This window comes from Halobacterium jilantaiense (assembly GCF_900110535.1).
In the GTDB taxonomy this organism is placed as follows: Archaea; Halobacteriota; Halobacteria; order Halobacteriales; family Halobacteriaceae; genus Halobacterium; species Halobacterium jilantaiense.
The window spans coordinates 2414358-2431403 of the sequence record NZ_FOJA01000001.1 but is presented as its reverse complement, the minus strand read 5'-3'; the positions used below and the strand labels follow the sequence as shown (position 1 = coordinate 2431403).

The window sequence follows — 17046 nt, the reverse complement described above, 5'->3', positions numbered from 1 at the left end:
GGTTGCTACTCGGGGATGCGGTACTCGCCGCCGTCCGCGGCCAGCACGTCGCGGTCGGCGAGCGTCTCCAGGACGCCCTCGACGAGCGGCTCGGGGGCCTCCAGGCGGTCCGCGACGCCGGACGGCGTCCGCGTGCCGTCGGCGACGGCCGCCAGCACGTCGGCGTACAGCCGGTCCGGCCCCTCGCCGATGGTGTCTGCGAGCTCCGTCTGGATGTCCGCCAGCCGGCCCTGCACCCAGCGCTGGGCCAGCGAGAGCTCCCGTTCGAGGTCCTTCAGCTCGTCGAGCTTCCCGGCGAGGTCGCCGACGTCGTCGTCGGCGTGGCGCTCCTCGACGCGCACGGAGACGTACTGGCAGCGCGTCAGATCGAGGTCCGCGCTCGCCGGGTATGCGGACTTCGCGCCGAAGGCGAACGGCGATAGCTGGACCTCCAGACGGAGGTTCTCGGCGATGTTGAAGTACTTCCGTCGCTGGTCGTCGGTCCGGGATTCGACGAGGCCGGCCTCCTCGAGCTGGCGGAGGTGGTCGATGACGGCCTTCGGACTCACACCGATGTACTCGGAAATCTCGGTGACGTAACAGGGCTTGCGCGCGAGCAGCCGGAGGATGCGACGGCGGTTCTCGTTGCCGAGCAGGTCCAGCAGTGCCCCGGAGTCCATTCTATCCAGTGGTTGTCGGTCAGCGCTGAAAAGGGTGTCTGCTCGGTGGAAATGCGGTACGGCTTAAACCTTCGGCGACGCACTTATCAGTGAGTACGTTAGAGAGTGACATGCATGTTCGAGGCGTTCTCCAGCGGCTATTACCTCGGACGGCTGTACGTCGAACCCGCAGACACGGACCGGGCCGCGATGAACCGGTCCCAGCACGAGCGGGTCAACGAACAGCTGTACGCGACAGACGACGGACTATCCCGCACCGACCTCCCCCTCGTGATGAAACTCGGGGAGGCACACCTCGCGGTAGACGGAGAGGAGAGCGTCCCGCAGCGAACACTCGCCGTGCCAGCTGACCTCCTGGAGGGGCTGAGCGTGGACAATCCCCCGACGCTGGCGGAGGTGCTGCTGGCGAAACGCGACCACGCCGCCCGTCTCCTGAACATCGGCGCGGTCTGACTCGGCGAGACAGCACCGGAGCGGACACAACGCCTTTACTCGCGGGCGTCCGCCGTCCGTCCATGCTGGACGACATCCTCGGGCGCACCGAACTCAAGGAGCGCATCGAGGAGCTAGAGGCCGACAAGGAGTCGCTGGCGAACCAGCTGGCGGCCGAGGAAGAGCGCCGCAGCGAGGCGAGCCGGGAGCGGCAGGCGGCCGAGCGCCGCGTGAACGAACTGGAGGACAAGGTCACCGAACTCGAAGACCGCCTGGACCGCGTCGGCGGCGAAGACGCCGGCCCCGAGTTCCGCGGGCGGGTCGACCTCCGGGGCCGCCGCCGGGCGCGCGTGCTCACGCTGCTCGACAGCCTCCGGGCGGGCGAGGAAGGCGTCCTGACCGCGTACGTCCCCGACGAGCCGCCGGAAGCGGTCCGGGACGCGCTCGGAGAACGCGCGCCGCTCGTGGCGCGAGCGGCACCGTGTCTCGTGGTGCGCGACCAGGACGGCGTCGTCTCCGCGGCGCTGCGACCGCCGAACCCGCCCGAGGACGCGTTCTGCGAGTACGGCGACGGGGCGCGCATCGAGCGGGCGTGGTTCGAGCCGTCGGGCCGGTACGCGCTCGCCGTGGTTCGCGCGGACCTGTTCGCGCTGGGAGTGTACTCGGACCGCGCGGCCGGCCAGAGCGAGGCCGCGACCAGTGCGAGCGGGGAGCTTCGCGACCCGCGAGCAGTAGAGCGCGAGTCGTTCGAGGGGTTCGAGAGCGACGTGAAAAGCGACCACTCGAAGGGCGGGTTCTCCCAGTCGCGGTTCGAGCGCATCCGCGACGACCAGATTCGGGAGCACGTCGAGAAGTGCCAGGCGGCGCTCGCGGACGTGGACGCCGACCGGGTCTTCGTGGTCGGTCAGGAGACGCTGCTCGGGGAGTTCGACGCGGACGCGACGGCGGCCGTGGACGCGACGGGCGACCCCGAGGACGCGCTCGCGCACGCTCACGAGGACTTCTGGAGCGTGCCGCTGTCGCTGCTGTAGGGCTACAGGCGGTAGGTCCGCTTCCGGACCGCGCCGCAGCGCGGGCAGACGTGACTGTAGTGGACCTGGCTGCCGTCCGTCGTCGACCGCCACCGGCCGTCCTCGTCGTCGTACCCGCAGGCCGAGCAGGTCGTGTCCACGCGCTCGTAGCGACTGCGCAGTCGGTCGAGCGCGGTCACGCCTCGTTCTTTCGTCGCCATGCCAGTCGGTACACCGCGGACCATCAAAACTGTGTGGGTAGTTCACAGTAAACACGGCACTGCCCTTGCCCACTGCATCAGGTTTACGACGGCCGGGAGCGACCGGTTCGCCATGAACGTCGCCTTGCTCGCTCACGAGCAGTTCCCGGACCGCGCGAAGACCGCGGTCGGCGTGCTGCGGTACGCCGACTACGACGTCGTCGCCGTCCTCGACCGCGGCACCGCCGGCAGCCGGGTCGCCGACCACGTCCCGGACGTGCAGGACGCGCCCGTCGTCGCGTCGATGGACGACGTGGGCGCGGACGTCGACGCGCTCGTCGTCGGCATCGCGCCCATCGGCGGCGGCTTCGAGGAGTCGTGGCGACCCGACGTCCGGACGGCGCTCGAACGCGGCGCAGACGTGTACGCCGGCCTCCACTACTTCCTCGCCGACGACGAGGAGTTCGCCGGCCTCGCCGCCGAACACGGCTGCGACCTCTGGGACGTCCGGAGCCCGCCCGAGGACATCGGCGTCGCCGAGGGCACCGCCGGCAGCGTCGACGCAACCGTCGTCACCACGGTCGGGACCGACTGCTCGGTCGGGAAGATGACCGCCACCCGCGAACTCTACGAGGACGCCCGCGAACAGGGAATGGACGCCGCGTTCGTCGCGACCGGCCAGACCGGCATCCTCATCGAGGGCGAGGGCGTGCCCGTCGACCGCGTCGTCTCTGACTTCGCCGCCGGGGCCGTCGAGGCGATGGTCCTCGACGCCGCCGAAGACCACGACTACGTGTTCGTGGAGGGCCAGGGCAGCATCGTCCACCCCGCCTACTCGGGCGTGACGGCGAGCATCGTCCACGGCTCCCAGCCAGACCACCTCGTGCTCTGTCACGAAGTCGGTCGGGAGTCCGTCCACGGCTACGACCAGCCGATTCCGCCCGTCGAGTCGTTCCCGGGGCGCTACGAGCAGTTCGCCGGGCCGGTCAGTGACAGCGACGTGGTCGGCGGGATGCTGAACACCCGGAGCGTCGACGGCGACGAGGCCGCCCGCGACGCCGTCGCCGAGTTCGCCGACACCATCGACGCACCTGCGGACGACCCGGTCCGGTTCGGCACGGAGTCCGTTCTGGAGGCGATTCGATGAGGACCGAGTTCGAGCGCCGCGAGTTCGAGCTGGAACACCCGTTCACCATCGCCCGCGGCACCCAGGAGACCGCTGCGAACGTCGTCGTCGAAGTCCACGACGAGGAGGGGCACACGGGCGTGGGCGGCGCAGCGCCCGCCGCTCACTACGGCGAGACCGCCGGGACGGTGGAGGCCGTCCTTCCGTCGCTGCTGGACGTCGTCGAGCGCGTCGATGACCCCGAAAACCTCGCCCGCATCGAGGCAGGTATGAACGAGGTCGTCCGAGACAACCCCGCCGCACGCGCCGCGGTGTCCATCGCGTGCCACGACCTCGCCGCGAAGCGCGCCGGCCTCCCGCTCTACCAGTACTGGGGGCTGGACCCCGCGAAGAGCCTGGACAGCTCCTACACCATCGGCATCGACGACGCGGAGACGATGCGGGAGAAGACCCGGCAGGCGGTCGACGCCGGCTACGGCACGCTGAAAGTCAAACTCGGGACGCCCCGCGACGAGGCGTTGCTGTCGACGGTGCGGGAGGCCGCGCCCGACGCCACCATCCGCGTCGACGCGAACGAGGCCTGGAGCCCCCGGGAGGCCGTCCGGAACATCGAGTGGGTGGCGGACTACGGCGTCGAGTTCGTCGAACAGCCCGTCCCGGCGGAGAACCCCGAGGGGCTGCGGTTCGTCTACGAGCGCGCCGCACTTCCCATCGCCGCCGACGAGTCCTGCGTCACGGCCAGCGACGTGCCACAGATAGCGGACAAGTGCGATATTGCGAACCTCAAACTGATGAAGACCGGCGGGCTGCGCGAAGCCAAGCGCCTGATTCACACCGCGAAGGCCCACGGGCTGGAAGTGATGTGTGGCTGCATGATAGAGTCGAACGCCAGCATCGCGGCCGCCGCCCACCTCGCGCCGCTGCTGGACTACGCCGACCTCGACGGCTCGCTGCTGCTCGCCGACGACGACTTCGACGGCGTCCCGCTGCCCGCCGGCCACGTCGACCTGCAGGCGGTCGACCGGCCCGGGACGGGCGCGCGGGAGTAGCGCGGTCACTCGCTGTCGTTCTTTGTAGTCAGTGATTACCGGGCGCTGTCACTACGCGGGAGAAATCTGCACGCCCGAACAGTTCGCACAGCGCGAGCTACGGGGCGTGAATAGTGAAATGAATCGTCGACCGTCGTCAGAAACGACGGGCGGCGGTGTTACTCGTTACGGACGAGGTTCGTTGCGCGCGGGCCCTTCGGGGACGACTCGATGTCGAACTCGACTTCCTGCCCCTCCTCGAGGTCAGGACCGCCAACGTCCTCCATGTGGAAGAAAACGTCCTCGTCGTCGTCGACGTCGTCTGCGTCAGTCGAAATGAAACCGTAGCCGCCCGTGTCGTTGAAGAAGTCAACCTTACCTTCTGCCATTGCAAACAACCGTAGGGCCGGTTCGGGGATAAGCGTTGCGAGTGTCGCGGTACCACGGACTGTGATTGGACGAATATCCGTCTCGCCGGGCGACAGTGGACCATTGGCGGCCGTTCGGCCGGTTCTGCCCTCCGTTCAGTCGCCCGTCCCCTGTGCCACTGTGTCAGGCGTGTGGGGACTCGGCGGCCCCGGAAGAGTTCCGACGACCGCCCGGACTCCCTGAAGCAGTCGCACAGTCTCAACAGGCTTATGGAGCCCTCCCGGCGAAGCAACTGTGTAATGAGTTCGGTCACTGTGACGCTGCCGGACGGGTCCACGCTCGACGTGGAGTCCGGCGCGACGGTCGAGGACGTAGCGTACGAAATTGGGGCTGGCCTCGGCCGTGACACAGTCGCGGGGAAGATAGACCACGAGCTGGTGGCCAAAGAGCAGCCCCTCACGGAGGACTGCGAGATCGAGATTGTCACCGACCAGAGCGACGAGTACCTCGACGCGCTCCGGCACACGGCCGCGCACGTGCTCGCGCAGGCAATCCTCCGCCACCACCCCGACGCGAAGCTCACCATCGGTCCGTACACCGACGAGGGCTTCTACTACGACGTGGCGAACGTCGAGCTGGACGCCGACGACCTCGACGAGATTCAGGCCGAGGCCGAGTCCATCATCGACGACGACCTCGACGTCGAGCGCGTCGAGGTCGCCCGCGAGGACGCCGAAGCCGCGTACGAGGACAACGAGTTCAAGCGCGAGATTCTGGAGACGGAGGCCGCGGGCGGCGACACCGTGAGCTTCTACGAGCAGGGCGACTTCGAGGATCTCTGCCGCGGTCCGCACGTCGACTCGACGGGCGAAATCGGCGGCTTCGAGGTGCTGGAGACCTCCGCCGCGTACTGGCGCGGCGACGAGGAGCGGGAGACCCTCACGCGCGTGTACGGGACGGCGTTCCCCTCCGAGAGCGAACTGGAGGACTACCTCGAACGCCGCGAGGAGGCCCAGGAGCGCGACCACCGCAAGCTCGGCCAGGAGATGGACCTGTTCTCCATCCCGGACGTCACCGGTCCCGGGCTCCCGCTCTACCACCCGAACGGGAAGACGGTGCTGCGGGAGCTCTCCGACTTCGTCCACGGCCTGAACCGCGAGATGGGCTACGAGGAGGTCGAGACCCCCCACCTGTTCCGCACGGAGCTGTGGAAGCAGTCCGGGCACTACGACAACTACGTCGACGACATGTTCCTCCTCGACGTGAACGACGAGGAGTACGGCCTGAAGCCGATGAACTGCCCGGGCCACGCCACCATCTTCAACGAGGGATCGTGGAGCTACCGCGACCTCCCGGTGCGGTACTTCGAAGACGGCAAAGTCTACCGCAAGGAGCAGCGCGGCGAGCTCTCCGGGCTCTCGCGGGTGTGGGCGTTCACCATCGACGACGGCCACGTGTTCGCGCGCGCCGACCAGATCGAGGAGGAGGTCCGGCGGCTGATGGACACCATCACCGAGGTCCTGGACACCTTCGACCTCGACTACGAGGTCGCGCTCGCCACGCGCCCGGAGAAGTCCGTCGGGAGTGACGAAATCTGGGAGAAGTCCGAGAGCCAACTCCGCGAGGTGCTCGACCAGCAGGGCGTCGACTACGAGGTCGAACCGGGCGACGGCGCGTTCTACGGGCCGAAGATCGACTTCGGGTTCTCCGACGCGCTCGGCCGCTCGTGGGACGGCCCGACGGTCCAGCTCGACTTCAACATGCCCGACCGCTTCGACCTGGAGTACACGGGCTCGGACAACGACGCCCACCAGCCGGTGATGATCCACCGCGCACTCTACGGCAGCTACGAGCGGTTCTTCATGGTGCTCATCGAGCACTACAACGGCCGGTTCCCGACGTGGCTCGCGCCCGAGCAGGTGCGCATCCTCCCCGTGACGGACGACAACCTCGGGTACGCCCACCGCGTGAAGAACGAGCTCGACGGCTACCGCGTGGAGGTCGAGGACCGCGACTGGACGGTCGGCCGGAAGATCCAGCAGGCCCACGACGACAACGTCCCGTACATGCTCGTCCTCGGCGACGACGAGGAGGACGCCGAGACGGTGTCGGTGCGAGACCGGCAGGAGCGCGAGCAGAAGGACGTCGCGCTCGACGACTTCCTCGCGCACCTCGACAGCGAGGTCGACGGGAAGCGCACCGAACCGGACTTCCTCGACTAGCCGGATGGCGCGGGGCCCGGTCGGCCTCGCCGCCGGCACGTACGTCGCGTTCCTGCTGGCTGTGCTCGGCTCGATAGCGTGGGCGACGGGGACGGCGGCGCTGCTACCGAGTCTGGGGCCGTCGGCGTACGTGCTCGCCGCCGTCGACGACCGGCCGCGACGGGTGGTCGTCGGGCAGTTCGTCGGCGCGCTGGTGGCGTTCCTCGCGGTGCTCGCGTTCGCCAGCGCCGCGGCACCGCTGCTCGACGCGCCGGCCGGGTCGCCGGCGGGGCTGCGTCGCGTCGCGGCGGCGCTCGTCGCTACCGTCGCCGCGACTGTGGGGATGACCGTGACCGACAGCGTTCACCCGCCCGCGTACGCGACCGTGCTCATCGTCTCGCTGGGCATCGCCGACGGCGCGCTGGACGTCGCGGCGTTCGGCGTCGGCGTGCTCGTGCTCGTCGCGACCCACACCGCCGTGCGCCGGCTGGGGCCGTGGCGGCCGCCCTACTCGCTGTAGTCGCGGGCGAGCTCGCTGTCGGTCGCGTGGTCCGTCTCGCGGAGGACGAACGCGCCGATGGACAGCGTGCGTTTCGTGACGGTGACGATGCGGACGATGTACGACAGCAGGACGAGGAACGGCAGCGAGGCGACGGTGGCGGCGGCGCTCACGACGAGCAGCGCGTGGTTGACGCCGAGCGTCGTCCCCGGGTACTGGGCCGGATTGAACAGCAGGAGTGCGGCGATGGAGACGACGAGCGCGGGGACAGCGGCGTACAGCAGCGTCCGGGAGAGCTCGGAGAGCTCCCACTGGAAGTACAGCGTCTTGAAGTGTTCCCGCGCCGGCCCGAACAGCCGCAGCGTCTCCAGGAGGTCGTCGAGCGTCCCGTTCGCGCGCTCGGAGAGGGCGTCGCCGTGGTCGGCGCGCAGGCGCTCGCCGGCGTAGATTTTCCACGAGTAGTTGTAGTTCAGCGCGGCCCGCAGCACGTCGAACGTCCCGAACTCCGTGCCGCGGAGTTGCGCGACGACCCTGTCGGCGTTCTGCACGAGGTTGTCGGTGTACGTCTCCACGGCGTCGCCCGCGTCGCCGTCCGGAGCGGCGTCCCGAAGCTGTTCGGCCCGCTCGCGAGTATCCACGACGAGCGTGCGCAGGAACGCCGACGGCTCCGTCGGCGCGACGTCCACGCCGATGGCGTCCGCGACGTCCGACCGGAACGAGACCGCGCCCTCCATGCGGTCGCGCTGGTCGCCGACGGAGCCGAGTTCCTGGGAGAGCACGAGCTGGCTGAGTGTCAACACGAGCGTGACGCCCGTGATGGTCGCGCCGACGAGCGCGTTGAACAGCGTCTCGTGGGGGTCGCCGGCGGTCAACAGAGAGTACGCCGACCACGGGAGCAGGGTTCCGGCGGTGACGAGCGAGACGAACACGACGGTGAGCAGGCCGCCCGTGACTGCGCGGCGGTCGGCCTCCATCGCCAGCCAGACGCGGCGGCTGTCCCGCGGGCCGCGTTCGCTCATCTCGTCGCTCGGCTGGTCGTCCGACATTCGTCGAGACGTACAACGGCCGCCGGGATAACGGTACGTGCGGGACGCCGGCCGCCGTGGAGACGGGACCGATAACTGGGTCGGACGCGAACTGAGCGGCATGCGACAGGAGACGGTACTCGTTCCGGGAGTCAGAGACGTCGAAGCGACGCTGGACGAGCCGGAGGACACCGAGGCGACCGCGTGCATCGTGGCGTGCCCGCCCCACCCGCAGCACCGCGGCCACCGGGGCGACGCGCGGCTGGAAGCGGTCTCCGAGTACGTCGTCGACGCGGGCGTCGCGTGTCTGCGCTTCGACTACGGCGACTGGGACGAGGGGCTGGGCGAACGCGAGGACGCCCGGAACGCGCTCCGCTGGGCCGCCGAGCGCTACGACACCGTGGGCGTCTTCGGGTTCAGCTTCGGCGGTTCGATTGCCGCGCTCGCCGCCGCGACGACCGAGGTCGGGTTGTGCGCGGTGTCGCTGCTGGCACCCGCGGCGGAGTTGCCCGCGGACCTCGACGCCGCCGCCGCGCTCGCGGACGTGACGGCCCCTCTGCAGGTGGTGTACGCGACGCGGGACGACACGGCAGACTGGGAGCCAGTCGTCGACGCGGCCCGCGACCTCGACTGCGAACTCGTGGAGCTCGACAGCGACCACTTCTTCGTCGGGAAACTCGATACGGTCGCCGAGACGGTCGGGCCGTTCCTGCTCGACGCCTGCTAGCGCGCTCGCTCGGGGGACGCTCGTCGATGTCGAACGGGGCGACGTTCCGTCTTCTGGGGGTTCTGTGGGCAGGTGGGTCGGACCGGTCGGCGCGTGGGAGACATCTCTCCGCCCGAGGTAATCCGAGATCGGGCCGGGAAACCGCCGGTAGCTGTCCGTTCTCAGAGCACCGCACGGGGACCGGTCGGCGTACCGCCAGTTCAGCCCATCAGCAGGCCGGCGGCGAGAGACAGCACGCCGAGGATGGTGAGAGAGACGGCCAGCGCAAACGCGTACTCCCGCTGTGTCTCCTCGGCCTGTCGGGGAGTCTGTTGCCATTCGCGGGGGGGAGGTAAACTGCGCACGTCCATCGGACGGGTGTACGGATACACGGAGCAGACGAGGAAGAACACACCCACGGCCACGAGAAAGACGTTCACGTCTCCGACCTACCGCCGAACTCACAAAAATCTGTCACCAGCCCGGTTCGGCCAGCGCCTCCGCCACACGTCCGAGGTGGCGGGTCGTGGGACCGGCGCGCCCGGGTGGGACGGTCTGTCGCGCGACCGGCGTCCCGAAACGGTTTTTGCCGCGCCTGCCGGACGGTCAGTATGCCGACGGAGACCGGATACGACCCCTCTCTCGGGAGCAAGTTCGTGTTCGTGACTGGCGGCGTGATGTCGGGCCTGGGGAAGGGCATCACGGCGGCGAGTCTCGGACGACTGCTCTCGAACGCGGGCTTCGACGTTACTGCGGTGAAGATTGACCCGTACCTGAACGTGGACGCAGGCACCATGAACCCCTACCAGCACGGCGAGGTGTACGTGCTGAAAGACGGTGGCGAGGTCGACCTCGACCTCGGGAACTACGAGCGGTTCCTCGACGAGGACATGACCTCCGACCACAACGTCACCACGGGGAAGGTCTACCAGAACGTCATCGAGCGGGAGCGCTCGGGCGACTACCTCGGGAAGACCGTCCAGATCATCCCGCACGTCACCGACGACATCAAGCGCCGCATCCGCGAGGCGGCCGAGGGCAGCGACGTCTGCCTCGTGGAGGTCGGCGGCACGGTCGGCGACATCGAGGGGATGCCGTTCCTCGAAGCCCTTCGCCAGTTCAGCCACGAGGAAGACGACGAGGACATCCTGTTCACGCACGTCACGCTCGTGCCGTACTCGAAGAACGGCGAGCAGAAGACCAAGCCGACCCAGCACTCCGTGAAGGAACTCCGGTCGATCGGTCTCCAGCCGGACATCCTCGTGGGGCGCTGCGAGAACCGACTCGACCCGGACGTCAAGGAGAAGATCGCGCTGTTCTGCGACGTGCCGACCGACGCCGTGTTCTCGAACCCGGACGTGGAGGACGTCTACCACGTGCCGCTGACCGTCGAGGAGGAGGGCCTCGACGAGTACGTCATGGAGCGCTTCGACATCGCGGACGACGCGCTCCCCGCCGAAGAGCGTTCGACCGAGTGGCGCGACCTCGTCACCCGGGAGCGAACGGGCGAGGTCGACATCGCGCTCGTCGGGAAGTACGCTCTGGAGGACGCCTACATGAGCATCCACGAGGCGCTCAAGCACGCCGGCCTGGAGGCGGGCGTTGACGTCAACGTCCTCTGGGTTGACTCCGAGGAGATGCACGACCACCACGAGGACCGCATCGAGCGCGCCGACGGCATCGTCGTGCCGGGCGGGTTCGGCTCCCGCGGTACCGAGGGCAAAATCGAGGCGATTCGGTACGCCCGCGAGCACGACGTGCCGTTCCTCGGACTCTGCCTGGGCTTCCAGCTCGCGGTCGTGGAGTACGCGCGGAACGTCCTCGGCTGGGAGGGAGCCCACTCCACCGAGATCGACGACGAGACGCAGTACCCCGTCATCGATCTGCTGCCCGAGCAGTACGACCTCGAAGACCTCGGCGGCACGATGCGGCTCGGCGCTCACGAGACCGAGATTCAGCCGGGGACGCTCGCCGCCGACCTGTACGGCGGCACGTCCTGCACCGAGCGCCACCGCCACCGCTACGAGGTCAACCCCGAGTACATCGACGACCTCACCAGCGACGGCCTGACGTTCTCCGGGGAGGCCGGCAACCGCATGGAGATCGTGGAGTACGACGACCACCCGTTCTTCTTCGGGACGCAGTTCCACCCCGAGTACCGCTCCCGGCCGACCCGGGCGAGCCCGCCGTTCGTCGGACTGCTGGACGCCGTGCTCGAACGCGCGGACGTGGACCCGGCTCGCGACGACGCGGGCGCGGAGGTGACGAACTGATGGTGGACGTCGACTCCTTCGTCGACGACGCCCGCGAGGAGATCAGCGAGGAACTCGGCGACGAGACGGCCATCATCGCGCTGTCGGGCGGCGTCGACTCCTCGACGGCGGCCGCGCTCGCCTACGAGGCGGTCGGCGACCAGCTCGTTCCCGTCTACGTCGACACCGGCCTGATGCGGAAGGGCGAGACCGACGAGATCCGAGAGGTCTTCGACTACATGGACAGCCTCCGTGTCGTGGAGGCGCAGGACCGCTTCTTCGACGAGCTGGCTGGCGTCACGGACCCCGAGGAGAAGCGCCACCGCATCGGCGAGCAGTTCATCCGGGAGTTCGAGACGGTCGCCGAGGAGGTCGGTGCGACCCAGCTCGTGCAGGGCACCATCTACCCGGACCGCATCGAGAGCGAGGGCACCATCAAGAGCCACCACAACGTCGGCGGGCTGCCCGAGCGCGTCGGCTTCGACGGCATCGTGGAGCCGATGCGCGATCTCTACAAAGACGAGGTCCGGGAGGTCGCGCGCCACCTCGGACTCGAGGAGATCATCAGCGAGCGCATGCCGTTCCCCGGCCCGGGGCTCGCCGTGCGCATCGTCGGCGAGGTCACGCCCGAGAAGGTCGAGGTCTGCCGGGAGGCGACCCACATCGTCGAGGAGGAGCTCGAAGAGTACGAGCCGTGGCAGGCGTTCGCCGCCGTGCTCGGCCGCGCCACGGGCGTCAAGGGCGACAACCGCGTCCACGGCCACGTCGTCGCCGTGCGCTCCGTGGAGTCGCGGGACGGCATGACCGCCCGCGCACAGGAACTGGAGTGGGAGACGCTCCAGCGGCTGCAGTCCCGCATCGCCGGCACCATCGACGAGGTGTCCCGGGTCGTCTACGACGTGACCCACAAGCCGCCCGCCACCATCGAGTACGAGTAGTTCTCCTCGGACTCGGCAGGTTCTTCAGCCAGCCGCCCCGAGCCACCAGTATGCACGCAATCGTCGTCGGAGCCGCGGACGCCGACATCGCCGACGCGCTCGAAGCCGAGGGCGTCGACGTGACGCGCCTCGAAGGCGTGGCGTCCGGCGAGCGCCTCGAAGACGCCGGAGCCGCGGACGCCGACCTGCTAGTCGTCGTCGACGTCGCCGAAGCCACCGCGGTGCCCGTCGCCCACGAACTGAACCCCGACCTGCGGACCGTCGCGTACACCGGCGACGGCGTCCCCGAGTTCGTCAAGGGCGTCCTCGACTTGACCGTCGACCCCGCGCTGCTGGACGTAACCGCCGTCGCGGAAGAACTGGTGGCGTAAGAAACACTTTTCATCGGTCGTTTCGAATCCGCGGAGCGTGCGAAAAACTGTAGTGCTCGCTGCCGTCCTCCTCCTCGTCGTAGCCGGGTGCAGTGCTCTGCCACCCGCCGAGACGCCGGAGAACCCACAAACGACGGTCTCGGAGACGGCGACCGGCGAGCCGGCGTCGTCGGTGACGGTCAGCGTCACCGAGCGCGGCGCCAGCCTCGGCGACGCGAACGCCACCGCGGTCTGGCAGCGCGTCGGGGACCTCGTGAGCGTCGACGCGCCTGAGCCGCCTCGCGTCGTGGTGGATGCCGGCGCGAACAGCACCGACTACCAGCCGACTCGCTTCCAGCGGTCCTTCGGCGCGACGAACTTCACGCGAGCCGGGCCCGCGCTCAAGGGGACGTACAACCGGACGCACGACGAAGTCCGGCTGTTCCGGTCGCCGGCGATGGCCGACGCCGAACTGGAGGCGCGGCTCGCACACGAGTTCGCGCACGTCTACCAGTGGCACGCCGACGTGGAGCGGCCGGAGATTCGGAACGTGTTCGCCCGGATGGCCACCTGGGAGGGGGCGGCTGAGTACGTCGAGTGGCAGTACGCCGACCGCTATCTCGACTACGGCCCGGAAGCAGCGGAGGTTGCCGACCTGGCGACGGACGACCCGCTCGACTGGCGGGGCGCCGCGGCGTACTACTACGGTGCCCAGTGGGTCCGGACACACGCCGACGCCGACGCGCCGCTGGCGTCCACCTTCGCAGACCCGCCGCGAGCCGCCGAAGAAGTGCTTCGCGGCCTGGGGCCGGGCAGCGAGCAGGCCCCCTCGCTGACCGTCGAGGCCGAATCCGGCGCCTACGGCATCGCCGACGAATCGGCCGTCGAACCGACCGGCGAAGACCGCCTTCGGGCGGTTCTCCAGGCCGGCCTGCCACGCGACCAAGCCGCGCGAGCGACCGCTGGCTGGGGCGCCAGCCGAATCGCGACGTTCAAATCGGAATTGGGGAACGGCCACGCGTGGGTGGTGCGCTGGGACGAACCCGCCGCAGCGACAGGGTTCAGGGAACGATTCGGCGACTTCCAGGCGAACGTCTCCGAGCCGCTTCGCGTCGAAGCGGTCGACGACGAGACGACTGTGGTGTTCTCGGGTCGTGAGGCGTTCGTCGAGAACGCGACCGTCTCGGGAACCGCCGGGAACGTCACCGTCTCGGCCCGAAACTGAAGTCACTCGCCCGCGTCTCGCCGGTATGGCACTCGACCGCTATCCTGACGTCGACCCCGACGAGGGCGAGGTCGTCACCGAGGAACTGTTCGTCAGCGAGGACGCGCTCGTGAAGGCGTTCGCGCTCGGTCCCGGCGCAGCAGTCGACCCCCACGAGCACGCCGACCAGACGAACGCCTTCCACGTGCTCTCGGGCGAAGTGGTCGTCGTGCAGGGCGACGACGAGGAGGCCGTGACGGCACCGGGCGTGGTCGTCCACGAGCGCGGCGTCCCGCACGGTGCCCGCAACGACTCGGACGCCGCGGCGGTGTTCACGGCGACGATGGCTCCGATGGGGTGACTACCGCCGGACTTCGACGCTCGTGTAGAGGAACCAGACCCCCAGAGGTCCGAGCAGGGGGACGACGGCGGCCGCGACAGCCATGGCGGCGGTCCACGTGACCGGCCGTGGGCTGTGCGCGCTGGCGTCCCGGTAGATGCCGACGGTCGGAATCCCGACCAGCAGGACGCCGACGATGACGAACGCCGAGAGCATCTCGGCCTGTGGGCTCGCGAGGAGGGCCAGCGACATACGGTCCGGTGTCCGGGACAGAACAAACGCGTTCCGGTCACAGCGAGAGCGCGAGCGGGCGGCCGGGCCGCGCGTCCTCGGGGTCGTCGACGGCCGCCGAGAACGGGCTGACGTGCTCCCAGCAGACGAACGTCTCGACCCGGCCGGGCTCGTAGAGGAAGTAGTCGGCGGGCTTCGAGCAGCGGTCGCACTCCGGGTCGCCGTCCCGGGCGTCGATGGCCGCGGACAGCGCTGCCGCCGCGTCGGCCTCAGCGTCGGGAGCCGACGTGGTCGCGGCGTCGCTGCTCCCGGTGGGCTCGCCGGCCGCGTCGTCGCTCGGTGACGGCATCTACAGGCGAGTACGGCGTTCTCCCGCTTAAACTTCGTCCCGCCGAACCCCGACAGCGTGTTCACCGGCGACCGGAACTGACGGCTACTCCCGGAGCCGCCCGAGCACCGGAATCTCCGCGATGCGGTCCTCGCCGAGCGCGTTCCAGTCGATGCCGGTGGGTTTGCCGCCCTCGTACTCGGTGTCGACGGTGCGCTCGGGCGTGACCACGAGGTCCATCGGCACGTCGTGGTCGCCGGCCGGGACGGCGTCGTCGACGACCTGTCGCTCGTGGACGGTGGTGACGGTGGTCGTGTCGTCGTCGACGCGGTCGAACGCCCGGAGGAGCGCGAACTCCAGGTCGCTGTACCCCTCGCCCTTCCCGACGCGCTCGCCGCGCTCGGTGACGGCGACGCTCCCCGAGACCACGAGGTCGATCGGCTCGACCGCCTCGGGGCCGACGGGCTCGCCGTACTCCCCGATGCCGGAGACGGTCGTCGCCGCGTCGACGTCGTCGACGGTCGCCGGGTCGATGCGGAGGAAACAGTCCTCGTCGCGGAGCCGCGGGACGGCGGCGTAGAGGGTCTTCCCGGCGCGCAGCGCCGCGCGTCGAACGGGGAGCTGGGGGGCGTCGGGGTTCGCCTTGACGGTGTCCGCCTGCCGCCACGCCTCGGTGCCGGTGAGCCGGTCGGCGGCCTCACTCGCTCCCGCGAAGTTGGGGATGCGGCCGTGCGGCGGGAACGGGAACCGGGCGACACCGCTCGCTTCGAGGTCGTCCCAGACGCGCTCGCGGAGCGCCTGCTTGTCCATACGTTCGGTTTCGGGGCTGGCCCCGTAGTCGTTCCCGTTCGCCCGGAAAACTCGACCCAACTCCAGTTAATCGGAGTTGAGGCGGCCTGAAACACTGGAAGTAGGATTCACGGCTTCCCCGGTTGAAGTGGGTGTGGCGCTTCGCCCCGAGTGCGATGAACGCTCGAACACTGCTCGCGGTCGCCGTCGCCGCGTCCGTCCTCCTCGCGGGGGCGGTCGCCGCCGGTGCCGCCGCGCCAGCCGAACCGGCCGACGACCACGCGCCCGAGGAAGCCGACCGTACCGCGGGCGACACGGACGAGAACGCCACCGACGGCGACGAGACGGCCGTCGACGCCGGCCCGCCGAGTGACGTGCCTGCGGCCGGCGCAGGCGACGACACCGCGGCCGCGCAGGGCCCACCGACCGACCTGCCGAGTCAGGTCCCCGACCACGTCAGTGAGGTTCACGAGACCATCGGCTCGTTCCTGAACGACGAGGTCGACCACCTCGGCGACGCGCTCGGCGGCCTGCTCGGCAGCGACGGCGAGCAGACGGCCGAGAACGCGTCCGCGCAGGCCGCGGCGTAACGCCGGCTGAGTCCAGCCCGTTCGTTCTCTCACGTGTCACTCGCGCCGCCGTCCGGACGCCCGTCAGCGGTTCGCCAGCCCGACGAGGTGCGGGAGTTCGGGGAGGATGACGTCCTCGGTGCCGAGCCGCGTGGCGCGCTCGCTGCCCGGCAGACAGAAGACGAGCGTCCCCTCGACGACGCCGGCGGTCGCCCGCGACCCGACGACCTTCGTCCCGATGTCCTCGAAGGAGAGCCGGCGGAACAGTTCGCCGAACCCCGGTAGCTCGCGGTCGAACAGCGGCCGCGCGGCGTCCACAGTGACGTCGTCGGGGGTGACGCCCGTCCCACCGGTGGTGACGACGACATCGACGTCGTTCCGTCCGAGGAGGTTGTCGAGAGCGCCCTGCACGCGGTCGTAGCTGTCCGTGACGAGTTCCCGGGTGACGACCTCGTGGCCGTCGGCTTCGAGCGCGTCGACGATTGCGTCCCCACCGGGGTCGTCGTCGAGCGACCGGGTCGAGGACACCGTCAGCACCGCCGCGCCGACGGCGGCGGCGTCGTGGTCGTGGTGGTCGTGGTCGGTGTGCGTCTCCTCGTCGTCGTGGTGTGTGTCCTCCTCGTCGTGACTGTCGTCCGCCGATTCGGCTTCGTCGGGCGCGTCGGGCGGTTCGTCGTCCTCGTCGCTGCTGCGGCGCGTGTCCCTCGACTGGAAGTCGACCATGGCGGGAGTAGGGAGGCCGACGGCAAAAGCGTAGACCCCACAGTTTTGGTCGGTCGCCCCGAGTCGT

The 17046-nt window shown here is 69.5% G+C and carries 22 protein-coding genes; 13 read left to right on the top strand and 9 right to left on the bottom strand.

Annotation, left to right across the window (positions count from 1 at the left end):
• Positions 1–5 precede the first annotated feature (5 nt).
• Entirely contained in the window at positions 6–659 is a 654-nt protein-coding gene (locus BMW35_RS12700; protein ID WP_089669911.1) for an ArsR/SmtB family transcription factor, read from the bottom strand.
• 114 nt (positions 660–773) lie between these two features.
• On the opposite strand from BMW35_RS12700, the gene BMW35_RS12695 reads away from it, so the two are divergent.
• Both BMW35_RS12695 and BMW35_RS12690 read left to right on the top strand, forming a co-directional pair.
• Entirely contained in the window at positions 774–1112 is a 339-nt protein-coding gene (locus BMW35_RS12695; RefSeq protein WP_089669910.1) for a DUF5802 family protein, read from the top strand.
• Between the two features lie 62 nt (positions 1113–1174).
• Complete coding sequence (locus BMW35_RS12690) at positions 1175–2122, top strand: Vms1/Ankzf1 family peptidyl-tRNA hydrolase (protein ID WP_089669909.1); 948 nt, start codon at positions 1175–1177, stop codon at positions 2120–2122.
• 2 nt (positions 2123–2124) lie between these two features.
• Here BMW35_RS12690 and BMW35_RS12685 read toward each other — a convergent pair whose 3' ends face one another.
• Positions 2125–2322: an HVO_0649 family zinc finger protein gene (locus BMW35_RS12685; RefSeq protein ID WP_089669908.1), complete on the bottom strand. Its 198-nt coding sequence runs from the start codon at positions 2320–2322 to the stop codon at positions 2125–2127.
• Between the two features lie 112 nt (positions 2323–2434).
• Here BMW35_RS12685 and BMW35_RS12680 point away from each other — a divergent pair, with 112 nt between their 5' ends.
• Positions 2435–3448: an N-acetyltransferase DgcN family protein gene (locus BMW35_RS12680; RefSeq protein WP_089669907.1), complete on the top strand. Its 1014-nt coding sequence runs from the start codon at positions 2435–2437 to the stop codon at positions 3446–3448.
• Positions 3445–4476 (top strand): dipeptide epimerase, encoded by a 1032-nt coding sequence (locus BMW35_RS12675; protein ID WP_089669906.1) that lies wholly within the window; start codon positions 3445–3447, stop codon positions 4474–4476. Before BMW35_RS12680 ends, BMW35_RS12675 begins: the two co-directional genes overlap by 4 nt.
• A 158-nt stretch (positions 4477–4634) precedes the next feature.
• Here the strand turns inward: BMW35_RS12675 and BMW35_RS12670 are convergent, their stop codons facing one another.
• The gene (locus tag BMW35_RS12670; protein WP_089669905.1) at positions 4635–4844 is read right to left on the bottom strand and encodes a cold-shock protein; all 210 of its coding nucleotides are present in this window, start codon (positions 4842–4844) and stop codon (positions 4635–4637) included.
• 279 nt (positions 4845–5123) lie between these two features.
• Between BMW35_RS12670 and thrS the strand changes: the two genes are divergently transcribed.
• On the top strand, positions 5124–7046 hold the full coding sequence (thrS, locus tag BMW35_RS12665) for a threonine--tRNA ligase (RefSeq protein WP_089669904.1): 1923 nt from the start codon (positions 5124–5126) through the stop codon (positions 7044–7046).
• Between the two features lie 4 nt (positions 7047–7050).
• Positions 7051–7545 (top strand): HPP family protein, encoded by a 495-nt coding sequence (locus tag BMW35_RS12660; protein WP_089669903.1) that lies wholly within the window; start codon positions 7051–7053, stop codon positions 7543–7545.
• Here the strand turns inward: BMW35_RS12660 and BMW35_RS12655 are convergent.
• The gene (locus BMW35_RS12655; protein ID WP_089669902.1) at positions 7533–8570 is read right to left on the bottom strand and encodes a DUF7972 family membrane protein; all 1038 of its coding nucleotides are present in this window, start codon (positions 8568–8570) and stop codon (positions 7533–7535) included. The genes BMW35_RS12660 and BMW35_RS12655 overlap by 13 nt on opposite strands.
• Positions 8571–8670: 100 nt before the next feature.
• Here BMW35_RS12655 and BMW35_RS12650 point away from each other — a divergent pair, with 100 nt between their 5' ends.
• Positions 8671–9276: an alpha/beta hydrolase gene (locus BMW35_RS12650; protein WP_089669901.1), complete on the top strand. Its 606-nt coding sequence runs from the start codon at positions 8671–8673 to the stop codon at positions 9274–9276.
• Positions 9277–9476: 200 nt separating this feature from the next.
• Here the strand turns inward: BMW35_RS12650 and BMW35_RS12645 are convergent, their stop codons facing one another.
• A complete protein-coding gene (locus tag BMW35_RS12645; protein ID WP_089669900.1) occupies positions 9477–9695 on the bottom strand; it encodes a hypothetical protein in 219 nt (72 codons plus the stop codon).
• Positions 9696–9866: 171 nt separating this feature from the next.
• Between BMW35_RS12645 and pyrG the strand changes: the two genes are divergently transcribed.
• Genes pyrG through BMW35_RS12620 form a run of 5 tightly spaced genes read left to right on the top strand, consistent with a single transcriptional unit; the run spans position 9867 to position 14360 of the window.
• Positions 9867–11528 carry a glutamine hydrolyzing CTP synthase gene (pyrG, locus tag BMW35_RS12640; protein WP_089669899.1) on the top strand — a complete coding sequence of 554 codons (1662 nt, stop codon included), beginning with the start codon at positions 9867–9869 and terminating at the stop codon, positions 11526–11528.
• Complete coding sequence (gene guaA, locus BMW35_RS12635; RefSeq protein WP_089669898.1) at positions 11528–12445, top strand: glutamine-hydrolyzing GMP synthase; 918 nt, start codon at positions 11528–11530, stop codon at positions 12443–12445. The genes pyrG and guaA overlap by 1 nt, the downstream gene beginning before the upstream one ends.
• 50 nt (positions 12446–12495) lie before the next feature.
• A complete protein-coding gene (locus BMW35_RS12630; RefSeq protein WP_089669897.1) occupies positions 12496–12816 on the top strand; it encodes a DUF7126 family protein in 321 nt (106 codons plus the stop codon).
• Positions 12817–12853: 37 nt separating this feature from the next.
• Complete coding sequence (locus BMW35_RS12625; RefSeq protein ID WP_143052203.1) at positions 12854–14020, top strand: hypothetical protein; 1167 nt, start codon at positions 12854–12856, stop codon at positions 14018–14020.
• Positions 14021–14045: 25 nt separating this feature from the next.
• On the top strand, positions 14046–14360 hold the full coding sequence (locus BMW35_RS12620; RefSeq protein WP_089669895.1) for a cupin domain-containing protein: 315 nt from the start codon (positions 14046–14048) through the stop codon (positions 14358–14360).
• On the opposite strand, the gene BMW35_RS12615 is transcribed toward BMW35_RS12620, so the two are convergent.
• The 3 genes from BMW35_RS12615 to BMW35_RS12605 all read right to left on the bottom strand — a co-directional run bounded on the left by BMW35_RS12615 (position 14361) and on the right by BMW35_RS12605 (position 15708).
• Positions 14361–14591 (bottom strand): hypothetical protein, encoded by a 231-nt coding sequence (locus BMW35_RS12615; protein ID WP_089669894.1) that lies wholly within the window; start codon positions 14589–14591, stop codon positions 14361–14363.
• Positions 14592–14628: 37 nt separating this feature from the next.
• Entirely contained in the window at positions 14629–14919 is a 291-nt protein-coding gene (locus tag BMW35_RS12610) for a hypothetical protein (RefSeq protein WP_245708176.1), read from the bottom strand.
• 84 nt (positions 14920–15003) lie between these two features.
• On the bottom strand, positions 15004–15708 hold the full coding sequence (locus BMW35_RS12605) for a 5-formyltetrahydrofolate cyclo-ligase (RefSeq protein ID WP_089669893.1): 705 nt from the start codon (positions 15706–15708) through the stop codon (positions 15004–15006).
• 155 nt (positions 15709–15863) lie between these two features.
• On the opposite strand from BMW35_RS12605, the gene BMW35_RS12600 reads away from it, so the two are divergent.
• Entirely contained in the window at positions 15864–16277 is a 414-nt protein-coding gene (locus tag BMW35_RS12600) for a hypothetical protein (protein WP_089669892.1), read from the top strand.
• Positions 16278–16340: 63 nt separating this feature from the next.
• On the opposite strand, the gene BMW35_RS12595 is transcribed toward BMW35_RS12600, so the two are convergent.
• Complete coding sequence (locus tag BMW35_RS12595) at positions 16341–16979, bottom strand: MogA/MoaB family molybdenum cofactor biosynthesis protein (RefSeq protein WP_089669891.1); 639 nt, start codon at positions 16977–16979, stop codon at positions 16341–16343.
• Positions 16980–17046: the final 67 nt, after the last annotated feature.